This is a genomic window from Acidovorax sp. 99 (assembly GCF_003096455.1).
Classification (GTDB): Bacteria; Pseudomonadota; Gammaproteobacteria; order Burkholderiales; family Burkholderiaceae_C; genus Acidovorax; species Acidovorax delafieldii.
This window is the reverse complement of sequence record NZ_QEKU01000001.1, coordinates 4645132-4662234: the sequence shown is the minus strand read 5'-3', so window position 1 is coordinate 4662234 and position 17103 is coordinate 4645132. Positions and strand designations below refer to the sequence as shown.

Here is a 17103-nt window from a genome sequence, read left to right as displayed (position 1 = left end):
AGGGCGCAGCCGGGCGGGGCCCATCAGGCGCCGCCCAGGTTGCAGGCTTGGCTTGCTTTTTGGCTTACTTGGCGCCGTCGATGATTTCTTTGGGGATAGGCACGCCTGCGTACTTCACGTGGATGTCGTTGAGCTTGCCGTTGGCCAGGTTGGTCTTGATCCAGCCGTTGACGGCGGCCATCAGCTCGGGCTGGCCTTTGCGCATGGCCACGCCGAGCTGGTACGACTGCAGGATGAACTTGGTCTCGAAATCGCGCGCCGGGTTCTTCTTGGCGATGGCCGCGATGATCGGCGGCGTGATGGCGACGATGTCGGCCTGGCCCGTGGCGGCGGCTGTGATGGACGCGGATTCATCGTCAAACCGCACCACCTTGGCCTGCGGTGCGCGCTCGGTCACGATCTTGTCTTGCGGGCCACCGCGGGTCACGGCCACGGTTTTGCCCGCCAGGTCTTCGATGCTGGTCAGCTTCAAACTCTTGGGCGCGCCCACTGCCGCCTGGATGGCGCCGTAGGGGATGGAGAAGTCCACCGCCTTCTGGCGCTCGGGCGTGATCGACAGCGACGAGATGATCAGGTCCACCTTGTTGGACAGCAGGTTGGGGATGCGTGCGGAGTTGGTGGTGTTCACGATCTCCAGCGTCAGGCCCAGGTCCTTGGCCAGCAGCTCGGCGGCTTCCACGTCCGAGCCCACGGGCTTCATCTTGTCGTCCACGTAGCCGTAGAACGGCGCGCCAAAGTCGATGCCCACGCGCAGCTTGCCGGCGGACTTGATGTCGGCCAGCTCGGCCATGGCGGGCATGCACAGGGCGGCGGCGCCCACAGCCAGCAAGGTGCGGCGGAAGAAGAGGGAAGCGGTCATGGTGGTTGTCTCCTGGTGGTTTTTGGACACGGAATCGAAAGGGGCAGGGCTGAAGCTGAAACTCAAAGCCCGTGAGAAAGAAAGTCGCGCAGCTCTGCGGTCTGCGGGTTCTTGAGCATGTCGCCGGGGCCCGTCTCCCACACCTTGCCTTCGTGCATGTAGATGATGGTGTCGGCCACACGGGCGGCAAACTCCATCTCGTGGGTGACCAGCACCATGGTCATGCCGCCCTGGGCCAGGGCTTCGATCACGCGCAGCACCTCGCCGGTCAGTTGCGGGTCGAGGGCAGAGGTCACCTCGTCGAACAGCATCACCTGCGGCTCCATCGCCAGCGATCGGGCAATGGCCACGCGCTGCTGCTGCCCGCCGGACAGCAGCTCGGGATACGCCTGCGCCTTGTCCGCCAGGCCCACCTGCTGCAGCGTGCGGGCGGCAATCTCGCGCGCCTTGGCTGCTGGCAGGTTCTTCACGGCCTTGGGGGCCAGGGTGATGTTCTGCTCCACCGTCAGGTGCGGGAACAGGTTGTAGCTCTGGAACACGATGCCCACGTCCTGGCGCAGCTGGCGCAGGTCGATGGCCGGGTCGTGCACCGCGTGGCCGCAGACGTTGATGGTGCCGCTGTCGATGATCTCCAGCCGGTCGATGCAGCGCAGCGCCGTGCTCTTGCCGGAGCCGCTCTTGCCGATGATGGCCACCACCTGGCCCCGTGGAATGGCAAACGACACGCCCTTGAGCACCTGGTTGCTGCCAAAGCTTTTGTGCACGTCCTTTAGTTCAACGACGGGCTGCGCAGGCGAGGCCGCTGGCTGGGAGTGTTGCGCGGCAGCGTCTCGGGCGAGGTTCATGGTGTCTTCTCGTTTCATGCGGTGGTCACAGAGGGGGTGGCTGTGCCACGGTTGTTTCCAAACTGCTGGCGCTGCTCCAGCTTGCGGCTCCAAACGGACAGCGGGTAGCACATCGCAAAGTAGACGATGGCGATCAGCAGGTACACGGTGAAGGGCTGAAAGATCGAGTTGTTGATGAGCTGGCCGGCGCGCACCAGTTCGATGAACCCCACGATGGACGCCAGCGAAGTGTTCTTCACGATCTGCACCATGAAGCCCACCGTGGGCGGCGTGGCAATGCGCACTGCCTGCGGCAGCACCACCAGCCGCATGCGCTGGGTGCGCGACAGGGCCAGGCACTCGGCCGCCTCCCACTGCGTGCGCGGCACCGACTCAATGCAGCCGCGCCAGATCTCGCCCAGGTAGGCGCTGACGTAAACAATCATCGCAATGCTGGCGGCCACGATGGCGGGCAGCTCCAAGCCCGCAATGGACAGGCCGAAGTAGCACAGGAACAGCACCACCAGCAGCGGCGTGCCCTGGATGATCTGAATCCACGCAACCGTCGCCCAGCGCACCGCCTTGATCGGGCTGACGCGGCACAGCGCAATCACGCCCCCGGCCAGGCCACCGCCCACAAACGCAATCAGCGACAGGCCGATGGTCCACAGTGCGCCAAACAGCAGGTACTGCAGGTGATACGAATTCAATCCACCGTCAATCATTTGGCGTTCCCCAATTTGCGTTGGCGCGTGAACACGATCTGCCCAAACACCCACAACCCCAGCCGCATCAACAGCGACAGCGCCAGATACGCCACCGCCACCAGGATGTAAGCCTCGAACGGGCGGAAGGTCTCCGACTGCACCCGCGCCGCCACGGCGGTGAGTTCCTCCACCGAAATCTGCGAGGTGATGGACGACGCCAGCATCAGCAGCACGAACTGGCTGGTGAGCGCGGGGTACACCTTCTCCATCGCCGGGCGCAGCACCACATGCCAGTACACCTGCCGGCGCGTCAGGCCAAGGCACTCGGCCGCCTCGATCTGGCCCTTGTGGATCGAATCCATGCCCGCCCGCATGATTTCGCAGGTGTAGGCCGCCACGTTGATCACCAGCGTCAGCAGCGCCGCAGCAAACGCCGACACTTTGAAGCCCAGGCTGGCCAGGCCAAAGAACACCAGAAACACCTGCACCAGCAGCGGCGTGTTGCGCAGCACCTCCACATACGCACCGCAGGCCCGCACCAGCCAGCGCTGGTCGCTGCGCCGGCCAATGGCCAGCAGCGTGCCGCCCACAAAACCGATCACGGTGGCCGGGAATGACAGCAGGATGGTCATCCACGCCCCTTCCAGAAACTGGGGCCAGTTGGCCAGCACGCTGGCAAAGTCGAACTCGTACGTCATGGGTAGGGCAGCCGTGCGCGTCAATCAGCGAGTGCTGGCGCGGCGGCCAAAAGCTGGCGGCTTGCCCTGTGGGCGCAGGCGAGCGTGAGCGGAAATACCAGGCATGTCTTTGTCTCCTGCGTGATCGGTCTGGCAAGGGTGCCAGCCGTCACAACCTAGGGTTTTTACTGATGGTTTCTGATGCCTTTCAGCACCGAACGCCCAGTGATACTATCCGCAGAATCCATCAAATACCAGCAAGCTGGATGATGGTTTTTGATTGAATCGCACATGGCCCAAACCCCGCCCAACCCCAGCAGTCCCCGCAGCCCGCGCATCCCCGACATCGCCCAGCTGTCCGGCGTCTCCACGGCCACGGTCGATAGGGTGCTGAACCAGCGGTCGGGCGTGCGCAACGCCACCGCGCAGCGGGTGCTGCAGGCCGCTGCCACCCTCGGCTACCTGCCGCAGGCCGAGCTGCACGCGGCGCTGCAGCCCCAGCCCCTGCGCCTGATGGTGCTGATCCCCGAGGGCAGCAACCGCTTTCTGCAAATGCTGGGCGACGTGATCGGCTACGCGCAGGACCACTGGGCACCGTTCAACGTGCGCTGCCAGGCGGCGTATATCGAAAGCTTCAACCCCGACGCCTTGGCCAAAGCGCTGCTGCACTACGGCAAGCGCTGCGACGGCATCGCCTTCATGGCGCTGGAGCACCCCGTGGTGCGCGAGGCCGTGGCCCAGCTGGCCGAGCAGGGTGTGCCCACCGTCACGCTCATCTCGGATTTATCCAACTCGCGCCGCGTAGCCTACGTGGGCCTGGACAACCGCGCCGCAGGCCGCACCGCCGCCTACCTGATCGCCCGCTTCATGGGCCCCTTGGCCCACAGCCGCAAGGCGCATGTGGCGATGATTGTGGGATCACTGCGCTACCGCGCCCACGAGGAGCGCGAGGCGGGTTTTTTGCACCTGTTTGAAGAGCAGTTCCCCCTGGTGCAAGTGGTGGGCGTGCGCGAAGGCCAAGACGACGCCGAACGCAACTACCGCCAGGCCCGCGCGCTGCTGGAGCAGCACGATGACCTGGCTGGCATCTACAACATTGGCGGTGGGGCCGAAGGCATCGGGCGGGCGTTGAAGGAGGCTGGGGCAGACCGCAAGATCGTGTTCATCGGCCACGGGCTCACGCCGGATACGCGGGCGCTGCTGATCGACGGAACGATGGATGCGGTGATCACCCAGAACCCGCAGGGCGCGGTGATGAACTGCGTGCGGATTTTTGCCAACCTGCGGGATGGGCGGGAGCCGACGAGTGGGGTGGAGGCCACACGCAGCCAAGTCATCTTTCGGGAAAACCTGCCCTAAGCCCGTAAGGCAGAGTCAGTCCTGCTCGGGATGCGCCTATACCGCCGGCTTTGCAGCCTTCGGCAAGTGTGCAGGCGCGCTGCGGCGCCCGATCAGCATCACACCCGCGAGTACCAGCGCCGCGCCGCCCATCTGCCACAAAGTCAACGGCTCGCCCAGCAGCCACACCCCAAAAAAGATCGTGAGCACCGGGCCCAGCGTGCCCACGAGCGCGGTTTTGGATGCGCCAATGCGTCGGATGGCGGCTGACGTCATGAACACGGGCAGCACCGTGGAGAAGATGGCCATGCCCAAGGCGTGCAGGTAGATCGGCGCGGGCTGCACCAAAGAGGCCACGGGTTGCGACACCATGAAATGCAGCAGTGTGGCGCCCGTGGAGACCAGCATGGCCAGGGCGGTGAAGCGTGCAGCGCCCAGCCTGCGGATGGCGGGCTCGCTGCCTGCCTGATAGAACGCGTACGACACCGCCGAACCGAACACAAAGCCCGCACCGATGAGCACGGCGCGCGTGTCGCCCGCAATGTGCAGGTCGTGCGCGAAGGCCAGGCCGATGCCCGCGTAGGACAGCAGCAGCGCCCCCATCTCACGCCGGGATGCCCGCTTGCCCATGAACAGCACGCCGATCAGGATGGTGAGTGTGGGGTAGGTGAACAGGATCAGCCGCTCCAGGCTGGCGGTGATGTACTGCAGGCCGATGAAGTCGAGGATGCTCGCGCCGTAGTAGCCCAGCAGACCCAGCGCAATCACGAGCAGCCAGTCGCGCCGGGTGAGCGGGGCCAGGTCGCGGCTGGCGCGCCAGCCGACCCAGGCAAACACCGGCACGGAAAACGCCATGCGCAGGCACAGCAGGGTGACGGAATCCACGGGCACGGCCTGGGGCACCGCGTAGGCCAGTTTCACGAAGATGGCTTTGAACGAGAAGCCCAGCGCTGCCAGGATGGCAAGGAGGAGGCCAAGGCGTTCGGCGGACCAGTGTTTCCAGGGCATGGGGGGATGGTGAGTGGGGTGGCGTAGAAACTGCCAGACCATGCGAAAACAGCGAACGCAGTGCACATGGGGCAGTGGCAATATGAAAGGATGCGGCGATAGTGCCTTATAGGCACGGTAGGCACAATTGGCATTGCCGCAACCATGCGTTCGTAAAAAACGAACACGAGAGGGGCCTTCCATTGACCTATGACCTGATCGATCTGCGCCTTTTTGTCGCCATTGCCGAAGAGCGCAACCTCACGCGCGGCGCTGCACGCGCCTACCTTGCGCCGTCGTCGGCCAGCCACCGGCTGCGCCGGCTGGAGGAGGCGCTGAACACCTCCCTGTTTGAGCGCCAGACCCGGGGCGTGGCGCTGACCCGGGCGGGCGAGGCCCTGTTGCGCAATGCGCGCCAGGTGCTGGCCAGCGTCGAGCAGATGCATGCCAACCTCTCGCCCTTTGCCAGTGGCATCCGGGGCCATGTGAGCCTGTGGGCCAATACCCACGCCACGCACACCTTTCTGCCCGACGACCTGGCGGGTTTCCTGAAGCAGCACCCGCAGGTGAGCGTGAGCCTGGAGGAGCGCACCAGCGCAGAGATCGTGGTCGCGGTGGCCAGCGGTGAGATCGAGGTGGGTGTGCTGGCCGACAGTGGCACGGGCGCGGGTGTGGAGTTGTCACCCTACCGGCAGGACCGCCTGGTGCTCATCGTGCCCGCAGGCCATGCGTTGGCAGGGCGTGGCCGCGTGGGTTTTGCCGAGGTGCTGGACCAGGCCTTTGTGATGCTGCACGCGGGCTCGGCCATCCACACCTTCACGACCAACGCCGCTGCCGCGTTGGGGCGGCATCTGGACGTGCGCATTCAGGTGCGCAGCTTTGAAGCCGTGTGCCGCATGGTGGGGGCGGGCGTGGGCATTGGCCTGGTGCCCCGGGGAGCGGCCCTGCAGGTGGCGGGCCTGAGCGAGCCGCCGGTGCTGGTCGAGCTGGACGAGCCCTGGGCGCAGCGCGACCTGCAGATCTGCGTGCGCAAGGGGGCGGTACTGACGGGCTTTGCTGCGGCGCTGGTCGCACATCTGCGCCAGGGCGCTGGCGCCGCTACTGTCTGATGGCCTGATCAGGCCGCTGCGATCTCCACCTTGGCGCCACCGGCCTGCAGCTTTTTGCGCAGTGCCTGCGGTGTGGCGGCAGGCACCACCAGCGCGGCCAGTTCGTGCAAGGGGGCCACGCTGAACGGCGATGCCGTGCCCAGCTTGTCGATCGAGGCCAGCACCACCGTTTCTGCCGCCCGCTGGTGCAGGGCACGTTTGACGGCGGCTTCTTCAAAATCTCCCGTGGTCAGACCGGCCTCGGCATGCACGCCGGTCACGCCCATCAGGTACAGGTCGGCCCGCAACTGGGCTGCTGCCTCGACCACGCTGGCACCCACATTCACCATGGAGTGGCGGAACAACCGGCCTCCCAGCATCAGCACCTCCACCTGCGTGTGCCCAGCCAGCGCCACCGCTACGGTGGGGCTGTGCGTGACCACGGTGGCGCGCAAGTCCAGCGGCAGGTGCTGCACCACCTGCAACGACGTGGTACCCCCATCAAGGATCACCACCTGGCCGGGCAACACCAGCGCGGCCCCGGCGCGGCCCAGGGCGCGTTTGTCTTCGGGGGCCAGTTGCTCACGCACCCGCAAGCTGCCCACTGCGGCCGAGGCGGGCAGGGCGCCGCCGTGCACGCGCTGCAAGCGGCCCTCCGCAGCCAGTTCGCGCAGGTCGCGCCGCACGGTGTCTTCCGAGATGCCCAGCTCCTCGCTGAAGGCCTTGGCCACGATCTGGCCTTCCCGACGCAGGCGGTCGAGCAGAAGCTGTTTGCGTTGGGTGGTCAACATGAAGGGTTACACGAATTGATTGCACGAATTTGCATGTTTGTGCATGATATTGCGTAAATCAATCTTGTCAAAACCATGCACTCATTACCCGACCACACTGCCTTCGCGCTGGCGCTTGCCGTGCGTCGCTACCCAAGCCCGCCGGCGGGGGGCATTGCATGAGCCGCCCTGTGCCCGATGTGCCCATCGCTGAGCTGAACGCCCGCTCCGAGCATGTGAAGCTGCTGGATGTGCAGGTGCTCTCCGACAACTGGTACGTGCTGCGCAGGGTCACCTGCTCGCTGCGCAGGCGCGACGGCCAATGGCAGACGATGAGCCGCGAGGCCTACGACCGGGGCAATGGCGCCGCACTGCTGTTGTTCGACCCGCGTCGCAGCACCGTGGTGCTGACGCGCCAGTTCCGGCTGCCCGCCTTTCTCAACGGTTGCGCTGACGGCCTGCTGATCGAGACCTGCGCGGGCCTGCTCGACGGCGACGACCCCGAAACCTGCATCCGCCGCGAGGCCGAGGAAGAAACCGGCTACCGCGTGCGCCAGCCGCGCAAGGTGTTCGAGGCCTACATGAGCCCTGGCTCGGTGACGGAAAAGCTGCACTTTTTCGTGGCCGAATACGAACCCGGCGACCGCATCCGCAGCGGCGGTGGCCTGGAGGGAGAGGGCGAGGACATCGAGGTGATCGAGATGCCGCTGGCCGACGCCCTGGCCGGCATTGCCAACGGCACGATCCAGGACGGCAAGACCATCATGCTGCTGCAGTATGTGGCCTTGGACCTGCGAGGCACCGCCCTGTAAAAAAGGAGGTGCTCGCAGGTGCTCAAGGCCGCACCAGCCGCAGCGGCTCGCCCACGCGCGCCTTCACCACATCGTCGCGGTGGAAGGGCAGGGTGTGCCAGCGCTTGGCCGAGAACTCGCGCATCTGGTCGTTGGCGTGGGGCGATGCGGGGTTGGTGGACTGGCCATAGGTCAAGATGGCCTGGGCCACTGGGCCCTTGGCGTCGAAGGTCACGGTCTGCACATAGCTGGTGCCGTAGTCGATGCGCAAGCCTGCCTTGTTGATGGGTGCGGGCTCCTGGCGGCCCAGGTTGTTGAGCACGCCTTCAAACTCCTCGCCGCCGTGTAGCGCAATCGCTTCTTCGGTGATGGCGGGGCGCTGCACGCTGCCCAGCGTGGCGTCGAGCGTGTAGCCGCTGGTGCGGATGGCCTTGACGGCGCCGTCCAGCGCCTCCCACACCTTGGCGGCGGTGGCGGCGTCCTCCATCTTCAGGCCTGCAGGGGTGGCCACGGGCTGTTGCGCATCGAAGGGCACGCGGTGCACGCCGGGGATGTTGCGCGCGGTGCGCCAGAACTCGCGGAACACATGGGCGCCGCGTGCATCGACGTTATTGCGGCGGTCCCAGCCTTTGAGGGCTGCGCAGCCGTCACGGGATTCGGCCGTGGGGGCCTTGTCGCAGGCGGCCAGCAGGTCGGGCACCACCACCTGGGCCATGAAGTTGCGGTTCTCAAACAACTGGCCCTGAATGGCCTGCAGCGTGACCTTGCCCCGGCCGAGCATTTCAGGAATCTCGGCCAGACCGGCGCGGGTGCGTGGCCGGGTCAGGCTGGTGTCGCCCACCAGGGGCGAGATGCCCTCAAACTTCTGGCCGGGGTGGGTGTAGACAAAGCTGTCATTGCTGTTGTGGACCCAGTCCGTGCGGAAGGCCACGGGCATGCGGCCGATGGGGATGAGCCCCGGCACGGGCGATGCGCTGTCGCGGCGCCAGTCGCAGTCAGCGCGTGATCCGTTCAGCACCACCAGGCCGGCAGCGGCGCGCAGCGCGGCGGCGGGCTGGCTGGGTGCGCAGCTGGCGAGCTGGGCGGCATCCACATCGGGCACCACGCTCACGTCGGCATACATGGCCTGGCCGCTGCGGTCGGCGGCCAGCGTGTTCACCCAGGGCAGGCCCAGGTTGGCGTGCGCCTTGTGCAGGTCCTGCACCGAGCGGGCGCGGGCAAAGGCCAGGGCCGCGTCCATCATGCGGGTGTTGCCAGTGTTGGCGTCGCGCAGGGCGTAGGCGGTCTTGGCGTTCCAGGTCAGGCCCGCGCGGGGCACCACCACCAGCGGGCCCCAGCGGGTGGACCACACCGTGTGCTCTTGCGTCTGCAGCTTGCCGTCCGGGCCGGGGATCTGGGCGCTGACCTTGCGGGCGGTCATCTTCTCGGGCTTGCCGTCCACCAGGTAGGTGGTGGGGTCGCCCTCGGCCAGCGTCACTTCGTAGAAGGTGAAACGCTTGCCGGTGGACACCGTGTGTGACCAGGCCACGTCCTTGTTGAAGCCGATGGAGACCATGGGGTAGGTGCCAATGCCCACGCCCATCACGTCCATCTGGCCGGGGATGGTCAGGTGCATTTCATAGAAACGGTTGGGGCCGCTCCACGGGAAGTGCGGGTTGCCCAGCAGCATGCCGCTGCCGTTGGCCGTCACGTCCTTGCCAAAGGCCCAGGCGTTGGAGCCCAGGGGCGAGTCGAGCAGGCCCACGTCGCGCAGCGCCTGCGCGGCATCGGCCAGGTTCACTGCAGAGGCGGGCGCCTCCGCGGCCTTGGCGGCGGGCGGCTGGGCGCCCAGCATGCCATCGGCCAGCGCGGCAATACCGGCCTGCACGGCCACCACCTCGGCCATGCGGCGGTATTGGGCCAGGGTCATGGGCTGCACCCAGGGCTTGCCCCGGCAGGCATCGGGCAGGGTGGCAGCGTTGTCGGCCAGGAAGCGGTTGTAGCCCGCCACATAACCACGCGCCAGGGCCTGCGTTTCGGCACTGGTCTTGGCCCAGGCGCGCTCCAGCATGGCGTCGTCCATGTGGGCTGCCATGAACAGGTCGATCTGCGCATTGGGGATGTAGCGGCGGCCCAGCAGCCCGATGGTCTGGGCGCCGAAGGTGCTGCTGCGCTGGCCGCGCGCGGTCACGAGCTGGTCGACCGTCATGCAGACGTTGTCTTGCGCGTAGGCATAGGCCACGCCGTAGGCCAGCGATTCGGGGTCGTTCGCGGTGATGTGTGGAATGCCGTAGGTGGTGCGCTCAATGGTCACGCTGCGATCAGCGCGTGCAGCGCCTGGCTGGCTGGCGCAGCCCGCCAGAAAGAGGGCGGTGCAGGCCGCGCCCAGGGTGGTCAGGGCCATCGAGAGGCCGCTATGGGTTGAGGGTTCGTGCATGGGTGGGTGTCTCCGTTTGTGTGGGCCCGCAGCGCAGGGCCATGGCTGCGGGGCGCTGTCGTCGCACGGTCATGCTACTGCCCGGTAACACCGAGAAGCGGTGGCGCTTTGGCCACAAAGGGTGGCAAGATCGCCACCATGCCCACTGCCAACACTGCACTGCCGTCCTGCCTGAACGTGGGCATCCTCTGGGGGCACGGCAGCATTGCCAGCACCGCCGCCGCTGCGGTGGACGCCCTGCGCGCCATGAACATGTTGGCGGCTATGCGCCCCGGGGGCGCGCAGCCCGTGGTGCGCTGGTTGTGGCTGCAGATGCCGCAGGAGCGCGACGCCACCCCACCGCCGGTGCCCGGCGCGGACCTGGGCTCGCAGCCGCTGGATGTGGTCGTCATCCCCGGCTGGCTGGTCCCCACGGGGCCGCAATTGCGCGAGATCAGTCAACGCTACAGCCAGCACTTTGGCGCCATGCTGCAGGGCCACCTGCAGCGGGGCGGGCTGGTGGCGGCGCTGTTCAACGGGTCCAGCCTGCTGGCGCACTGTGGCTTGCTGGCGGGGCGCAAGGCGGCGCTGCCGTGGGTGTTTGCGCCGTCCATCGTGCTGCAGTCCAGCGAGAGTGGGGCAAGGACGGCCGATGTGGCCGAGGTGGCCTGGCAGCGGGAGCGAACCTGGCAGCGTGACGGTGCCCTGTGGACCACCGCATCCCTGCAGGACACCCTGGCAGCCATGCTGGACCTGCTGGCCCAGACATCGGCGGCCGAGCTGGCGCAGGCCGCATCGCACGCGCTGCTGTTTGACTCGCAGCGCCAGCTGACCGCCACCACCGCCATGGAGACCCCCACGGGGCACCCGCTGGCTGCGGGCGCGCTGGAGCAGGCGCGGCGCTGGCTGCAGGACCACCGCAACGAGCCCTACAGCCTGCAGGCCACAGCCCGCGCCGCTGCCACCAGCCCGCGCACCTTGCTGCGCTGGTTTGCCCAGGTGCATGGCGAAACACCGCAGGACTACCTGCACCGGCTGCGCATTGCCCAGGCCCAGGCGCTGCTGCAGACTACCTACCTCACGGTGGACGATGTGGCGCAGCAATGCGGCTACAACGACACAGGCAGTTTTCGCAAAGTGTTCACCCGCGTGGCCGGGGTGACGCCAGGGGCGTACCGCCAGCGCTTCAAGCTGCGCACATCGCGCAAACAGTGGCTGGGGCGGCAGGGGCTGCCTGGCACCGACGGGCGGGTGTAGCCGGGCCCACGGCCATTCGCTGTCGCTGGTGGGTGTCTGCGCCAGTGCTGGCGGCGATAATGCTGAATTGCTATTGAATCAATAGCTGCCCAGGCATGCTGGACTAGCGCATCATGCCGTTTTGATTCTGAAATTGTTTTTTGCCAGCCCTTTTCTCCATGCAAGCCCTGCTCGACGCCATTGCCTCCATGCCCCCGCCCACCGACGCCCAGCGCGTCTTCCACGGCCGGGGCGGGCTGTTTCCGGGCTGCGAGCAGTGGGTGCTGGATGCGTATCCGCCGGTGTTCGTGCTGACGAGCTTTGCGCCGGCCAGCGACGCTGAACTGGCGACCATCGGCGAGGCGCTGCAGGCACGCTGGGCGCAGATTGCGCCGGAAGGCCAGCCGCTGAACTGGGTCTTCCAGCACCGGGGCGAGGCCCTGCGCATCGAGGGGCGCTGCGAAACACGCCTGATGGCAGGTGCGGTGCCCGACCCCCATGTGGTCACCGAAGCGGGCGTGCGCTACCGCGTGCATGTGCTGCGCGGCCAGAACCACGGCCTGTTTCTGGACATGGCCGCAGGCCGCCAATGGGTGCGCAACTACGCCGCAGCGCGCAGTGCAGACCGCTATGGCCTCAAGGTGCTGAACCTGTTTGCCTACACCTGTGCGTTTTCGGTGGTGGCGCTGCAGGCGGGCGCCAAACAGGTGGTCAACGTGGACATGAGCCACGGCGCCATCGGCATCGGGCAGCAGAACCACCAGCTCAACGGCATCACCACGGGCGCCGCCTTCTTGCCGCACGATATCTTCAGCAGCTGGGGCAAGATCAACCGCAGCGGCCCTTACGGCCTGGTCATCGTGGACCCGCCCAGCTACCAGAAGGGCAGCTTTGTCGCCACCAAGGACTACGCCCGCCTGATGCGCCGGCTGCCCGACCTGCTGGCCCCCGGCGGCCACGCGCTACTGTGCCTCAATGCGCCCGAGCTGGGCTTGGCCTTCTTGCAGGACCAGATGCAGGAGCTGGCGCCGGATCTGCGGTTTGTGGAGCGCGTGGCCAATCCACCCGTGTTTGCCGATGTGGAGCCGGAGCGGGCGCTGAAGGTGCTGGTGTACCAGGCGCCTGAGCTGGCGGCGCCGGCCTGAGAGTCTGTTCTAGAACACCCCCATCCCCAGCCCTGCCGCCATGGCCTCACCCAGCGCCCGGCAGCGCTCCAGGTCGCCCGGTTCAATCTGCTTGGGAGCCAGGATGGCTTCGGGCGTTTGCGCGTGGGTGCAGACGATCAGCGGGTCCGCCACCGGCCTGAGGCGCCAGCCGGTGGCGATGCGCGCCATCTGGCGTGCGGCGTTGGTTCCGTCGCTGCCGGCGCAGACCAGGGTGGCGTAGGGGCGGCCATTGATCTGGTCGAGCGCCGCGTAGTAGGTGCGGTCAAAAAAATCCTTGAGCAGGCCGCTGACAGCTGCAAGGTTTTCTGGGGTGGCAAACAGATAGCCGTCCGCCGCCAGCACATCGGCGGCCTGGGCCTGGGGCGCGGCCAGCAGCCGCACCTCCACGCCACTGTCGGCTGCTACCGCTCCCGCGCAGGCCGCGTCCACCATCTGCCGGGTGCCGCCGGTGTGGGAGTGGTAGACGATCAGCAGGGTTTTGGTGGTGCGCATGGCGCCAGCATAGACGGACGCGGGGGGCTGCAGGCGTTGCGCCCTGGGCGGGCAGATTTTCCCTTCACAGGTGTGTGCATACCCTGGGGTGGCACCCCGGTTCGCTGCCAGAATGGGGCTTTTCGGCCCACGCACCATCCAAATCCATGCGTTTGATTTCCTCTGTGTCCTCTTGGCTGCATACGACGCGTGCGCGGCTGACCTTGCTGTTCGGTGGCACGGCGGTGGCTACGGGGCTGGTGGTGGGGTTGGTGGCCGACGAACTCTTGACCCGGCAGCTCACGGACCTCAGCGGGCAGTCGCTCATGAACTCGAGCCGCCCGATTGCGCTGGCACTGGCGCAGGGGATGCAGGAACGCGAGCGCGAAATTGCGCTGCTGAGCCATTTGCCCATGCTGACGCAGGGTGCTGGCTACGCTCCCCAGTTGCAGGCTCACCTGGAACAAATCCGCCAGTCCTACCCGTTCTATTCGTGGATCGGCGTGACCGACACGCAGGGCGTGGTGCAGGTGGCTACCGGATATCTGCTGCAGGGCCAGAACGTATCGCAGCGGCCGTGGTTCGGCGCGGGGGGGCGGGGTCCCTATGTGGGCGATGCGCATGACGCAGTGCTGCTGGACAAGCTGCTGCGTGCGCCGGGCAGCCAGGTGCCCTTGCGCTTCATGGACTACGCGTCGCCTGTCCGCGGGCAGGACTCTGTGTTCAAGGGTGTGGTTGCAGCGCACGTGAACTGGGCCTGGGTGCAGGACATCATCCGCCGGTCAAGCCCTGCTGCGCCACTGTCAAGCGGTCTGGAAGTCATCCTTGTCAACAAGGACGGTGTCATCAATACCGAGGGCGCGGTGGAGCAGCCCCGCTCGGCCCTGCCCATCCTGCCTGAGCCGGGCGCGTTCCGCGTGATGTCATGGGGCAATGCGTCCCCGCGCCCGTACCTCACGGCCGTGGTGCCGGTGAGTACCCAGACGGCGACCGATCTGGGCTGGTTGCTGGTCACACGGCAGCCGCTGGAGATGGCCTTGCAGCCCATCAGCCGCCTGCACACCCTGCTGGCACTGCTGCTGGGGCTGATGGCGGCCCTGCTGGCCGGGCTGGCCTATGGGGTGGCGCGGCGGTTCAGCCAGCCGGTGGAGCGCCTGGCCGACGCGGCACGGCAGGTGCAGGTGACCGGGCAGGTGGACGCGCTCGACTTCGAGATGAAGACGGTGGAGTTTCAGCACCTGCGCTCTGCGCTGCAGAACATGGCGCAAGGCCTGCTGGAGGGGCGCGCGGCGCTGCAAAGCGCCAATGCCGAGCTGGAGCAGCGCGTGGCCGAACGCACCGTGGCCCTGCACCAGAGCGAGCAGCGGTACCTCTCCATCCTGGAGGACCAGACCGAGATCATTTGCCGGTTTGACGCCAGCAACCGCATGACCTTTGTGAACGAGGCGTTCTGTCGGTTGTTCGACTTGCGCCGCGACGAAGTGGTGGGCCAGGTGTGGGCCCCTATCGTGCATCCCGACGACCTGCCTCTGGTCACGAAGGCACTGCATGGCGTGAGCCCGGTGCAGCCCCTGGCGGTGGTGGAAAACCGGGTGGTGGCTGGCGACGGAACCATCCGCTGGTGCCAGTTCAGCAACCGCGCCTTGTTCGACGACGACGGCCAGTTGGTGGAATGGCAGTCGGTAGGGCGTGACGTGACCGAGCGCCGCCAGCTCGAAGCCGAGCTGGCACAGGCCTCCGAGCGGTTCCAGGACCTGTATGACCACGCCCCCTGCGGGTACTACGCGCTCGACCGCCAAGGCAAGTACGTGCACCTGAACCTGCTGACCCTGCAATGGCTGGGCCTGCCGCGCGAGGAGGTGATTGGCAAGCTGGGGCCGGCCGACTTTTTCGACGACGAAGGCAAGGCACTGTTCAACGCGTGTTTCCCGGTGTTCTTGCAGAACGGCAAGATCGGGCCGCTGGAGTTCAACCTGTGCGGCCGGGGTGGAGAGCAGCGCCGGGTGAGCGTGTCGTCCACCGCCATCCTCAATGCGCAGGGCGAGTACATGATGAGCCGCTCCATCATGTACGACGTGAGCGAGCTGCATGCCGCGCGCCAGCAACTGCACACGCTGAACCTGGAGCAGCAGGCGATGCTGGACAACGACCTGATTGGCATTGCCAAGGTCAAGGACCGCGTCATCGTCTGGCGCAACCCGGCGCTGGAGCGCATCTTTGGCTATGCGCCCGGCATGCTGCAGGGGCGCCTGACCGAAGAGATGTACGTGGACCGCGAGGACTTTCTGGCCTTTGGCCGCGACGCTTATGCGGTGCTGGCCTCCGGCCAGCACTACCGGCAGCAGCGCCGCATGCGCAAGGTGACGGGCGAGATCGTGTGGATCGACGTCAACGGGGTGTTGCTGGAGGGGCAGGGCGAGTCGCTGTGGCTCATGCAGGACATCACGGCCATGAAGCAGTACCAGGAGCAGGTGGAGCACATCGCGTTCCATGATGCGCTCACCCACCTACCCAATCGGCTGCTGCTGGCCGACCGCATGACCCAGGCCTTCGCGCTGAGCGACCGCACCCAGACCCAGGCAGCGGTGTGTTATTTCGACCTCAACGGTTTCAAGCCCATCAATGACCGTTACGGGCACGACATGGGCGACGAGGTCCTCAAGATCACCGGCCGCCGCCTGCTGGAGCAGGTGCGGGGCAACGATACGGCGGCCCGCATCGGGGGGGATGAGTTTGTTCTGGTGCTCACCGCCGTAAAAGACCCGGCCGAGGTGGACCAGGCGCTGCGCCGGGTAATGGCGGCCATTGAACAGCCCATCGATCTGGGCGGGGGCCGCGTGGTCCGTGTGTCAGCAGCAGTGGGCACGGCGCTTTACCCCCGCGACGGCACCACCAGCTTCGAGCTGCTGCGTGCGGCGGACCAGGCCATGTACGCCGACAAGGGGCATGTGTCGGCCGAGCGCAGCTTGTGACCCTTCCTGGGCTGCCGCTACGCAGCTGAATCAACGGGCCTCAGCCACCCTGCATCAGCACCTCAGTGATGTACGCCCATTCAGACGCCTCCACCGGCGTGATCGACAGGCGGCTGCCCTTTTGCAGCACCCGCATGTCCGCCAGTGCCGGGTGGGCGCGCAGCTCGGCCAGGCTGATCAGCCGCGTCTTGCGCACGGCCTTCACGTCCAGCAACAGCCAGCGAGGGTTGTCTGCCGGGGACTTGGGGTCGTGGTAAGGCGATGTGGGGTCGAACTGGGTAGGGTCGGCGCGGGTGCCGCTGGCCACGCGGGCCAGACCGGCAATGCCGGGCTCGGGGCAGCTGGAGTGGTAGAACAGCACGCCGTCACCCACCTGCATCGCATCGCGCATGAAGTTGCGGGCCTGGTAGTTGCGCACGCCGGTCCAGGGGACGGTGGCTTTGGGCGCGGCCAGAGCGTCGTCGATGGAGCACTCGTCCGGCTCGGACTTCATGAGCCAGAACTGGGCCGGACGGTCCGCGGCGGCGTGCGAGGGATGTGAAGGGGGGGGAGCGGTGACCATGGACGCATTCTGTCAAAGATGCCGAGGGTGGTGGCGGGCGCCGCAGCCCAAGTCGCAGGCAGTGAACTGCTATCTATGTGATAGCTATCCAGGCATGCTCCACTAGCGCTTGTGGCCAAAAACACAATAAATCGGCTGCCAACGCGTTGAAATGGCCTGCTGTCCGCATGGCAGATTGCGCAGCCCGGGGACGCGCCGCAGAATCTGACCGTGCAAGGCTGGTCGCGCCGGTCCAGGCCGCATGTGGCGGCAGTCACCAG

General features: G+C 66.7%; 15 protein-coding genes. 6 read left to right on the top strand and 9 right to left on the bottom strand.

Translation table 11 applies throughout. From position 1 onward, the window contains the following. Nucleotides 1-64: 64 nt before the first annotated feature. The 4 genes from C8C95_RS21430 to C8C95_RS21415 form a co-directional block, all read right to left on the bottom strand. Complete coding sequence (locus C8C95_RS21430) at nucleotides 65-859, bottom strand: transporter substrate-binding domain-containing protein (RefSeq protein WP_116750404.1); 795 nt, start codon at nucleotides 857-859, stop codon at nucleotides 65-67. A gap of 62 nt (nucleotides 860-921) precedes the next feature. Then, nucleotides 922-1704 (bottom strand): amino acid ABC transporter ATP-binding protein, encoded by a 783-nt coding sequence (locus C8C95_RS21425; RefSeq protein WP_116749926.1) that lies wholly within the window; start codon nucleotides 1702-1704, stop codon nucleotides 922-924. Between the two features lie 14 nt (nucleotides 1705-1718). Beyond that, nucleotides 1719-2408 (bottom strand): amino acid ABC transporter permease, encoded by a 690-nt coding sequence (locus tag C8C95_RS21420; protein WP_116749925.1) that lies wholly within the window; start codon nucleotides 2406-2408, stop codon nucleotides 1719-1721. Next, nucleotides 2405-3088, bottom strand: a complete 684-nt coding sequence (locus C8C95_RS21415) for an amino acid ABC transporter permease (protein ID WP_116749924.1) — start codon at nucleotides 3086-3088, stop codon at nucleotides 2405-2407. Before C8C95_RS21415 ends, C8C95_RS21420 begins: the two co-directional genes overlap by 4 nt. Before the next feature lie 270 nt (nucleotides 3089-3358). Between C8C95_RS21415 and C8C95_RS21410 the strand changes: the two genes are divergently transcribed. Next, entirely contained in the window at nucleotides 3359-4426 is a 1068-nt protein-coding gene (locus C8C95_RS21410) for a LacI family DNA-binding transcriptional regulator (RefSeq protein ID WP_116750403.1), read from the top strand. 36 nt (nucleotides 4427-4462) lie between these two features. Here the strand turns inward: C8C95_RS21410 and C8C95_RS21405 are convergent, their stop codons facing one another. Beyond that, complete coding sequence (locus C8C95_RS21405) at nucleotides 4463-5413, bottom strand: DMT family transporter (RefSeq protein WP_116749923.1); 951 nt, start codon at nucleotides 5411-5413, stop codon at nucleotides 4463-4465. Between the two features lie 182 nt (nucleotides 5414-5595). Here C8C95_RS21405 and C8C95_RS21400 point away from each other — a divergent pair, with 182 nt between their 5' ends. Then, complete coding sequence (locus C8C95_RS21400; RefSeq protein ID WP_116749922.1) at nucleotides 5596-6501, top strand: LysR family transcriptional regulator; 906 nt, start codon at nucleotides 5596-5598, stop codon at nucleotides 6499-6501. Between the two features lie 8 nt (nucleotides 6502-6509). Here the strand turns inward: C8C95_RS21400 and C8C95_RS21395 are convergent, their stop codons facing one another. Further along, nucleotides 6510-7271 (bottom strand): DeoR/GlpR family DNA-binding transcription regulator, encoded by a 762-nt coding sequence (locus C8C95_RS21395; protein ID WP_116749921.1) that lies wholly within the window; start codon nucleotides 7269-7271, stop codon nucleotides 6510-6512. A 158-nt stretch (nucleotides 7272-7429) separates the two neighbouring features. Between C8C95_RS21395 and C8C95_RS21390 the strand changes: the two genes are divergently transcribed. Further along, the gene (locus tag C8C95_RS21390) at nucleotides 7430-8062 is read left to right on the top strand and encodes an NUDIX domain-containing protein (protein ID WP_116749920.1); all 633 of its coding nucleotides are present in this window, start codon (nucleotides 7430-7432) and stop codon (nucleotides 8060-8062) included. A 22-nt stretch (nucleotides 8063-8084) separates the two neighbouring features. Here C8C95_RS21390 and C8C95_RS21385 read toward each other — a convergent pair whose 3' ends face one another. Then, on the bottom strand, nucleotides 8085-10457 hold the full coding sequence (locus C8C95_RS21385; protein WP_116749919.1) for a penicillin acylase family protein: 2373 nt from the start codon (nucleotides 10455-10457) through the stop codon (nucleotides 8085-8087). Between the two features lie 138 nt (nucleotides 10458-10595). On the opposite strand from C8C95_RS21385, the gene C8C95_RS21380 reads away from it, so the two are divergent. Together C8C95_RS21380 and C8C95_RS21375 are read left to right on the top strand one after the other, a co-directional pair. Then, nucleotides 10596-11693 carry a helix-turn-helix domain-containing protein gene (locus C8C95_RS21380; RefSeq protein ID WP_243415746.1) on the top strand — a complete coding sequence of 366 codons (1098 nt, stop codon included), beginning with the start codon at nucleotides 10596-10598 and terminating at the stop codon, nucleotides 11691-11693. Nucleotides 11694-11851: 158 nt separating this feature from the next. Next, nucleotides 11852-12817 (top strand): class I SAM-dependent methyltransferase, encoded by a 966-nt coding sequence (locus tag C8C95_RS21375; protein WP_116749917.1) that lies wholly within the window; start codon nucleotides 11852-11854, stop codon nucleotides 12815-12817. A gap of 9 nt (nucleotides 12818-12826) precedes the next feature. Here the strand turns inward: C8C95_RS21375 and C8C95_RS21370 are convergent, their stop codons facing one another. Then, the gene (locus tag C8C95_RS21370) at nucleotides 12827-13330 is read right to left on the bottom strand and encodes an NAD(P)H-dependent oxidoreductase (protein ID WP_116749916.1); all 504 of its coding nucleotides are present in this window, start codon (nucleotides 13328-13330) and stop codon (nucleotides 12827-12829) included. A gap of 146 nt (nucleotides 13331-13476) precedes the next feature. On the opposite strand from C8C95_RS21370, the gene C8C95_RS21365 reads away from it, so the two are divergent. Beyond that, on the top strand, nucleotides 13477-16281 hold the full coding sequence (locus C8C95_RS21365) for a PAS domain S-box protein (protein WP_116749915.1): 2805 nt from the start codon (nucleotides 13477-13479) through the stop codon (nucleotides 16279-16281). Between the two features lie 40 nt (nucleotides 16282-16321). Here C8C95_RS21365 and C8C95_RS21360 read toward each other — a convergent pair whose 3' ends face one another. Next, on the bottom strand, nucleotides 16322-16843 hold the full coding sequence (locus tag C8C95_RS21360) for an EVE domain-containing protein (RefSeq protein ID WP_116749914.1): 522 nt from the start codon (nucleotides 16841-16843) through the stop codon (nucleotides 16322-16324). Nucleotides 16844-17103: the final 260 nt, after the last annotated feature.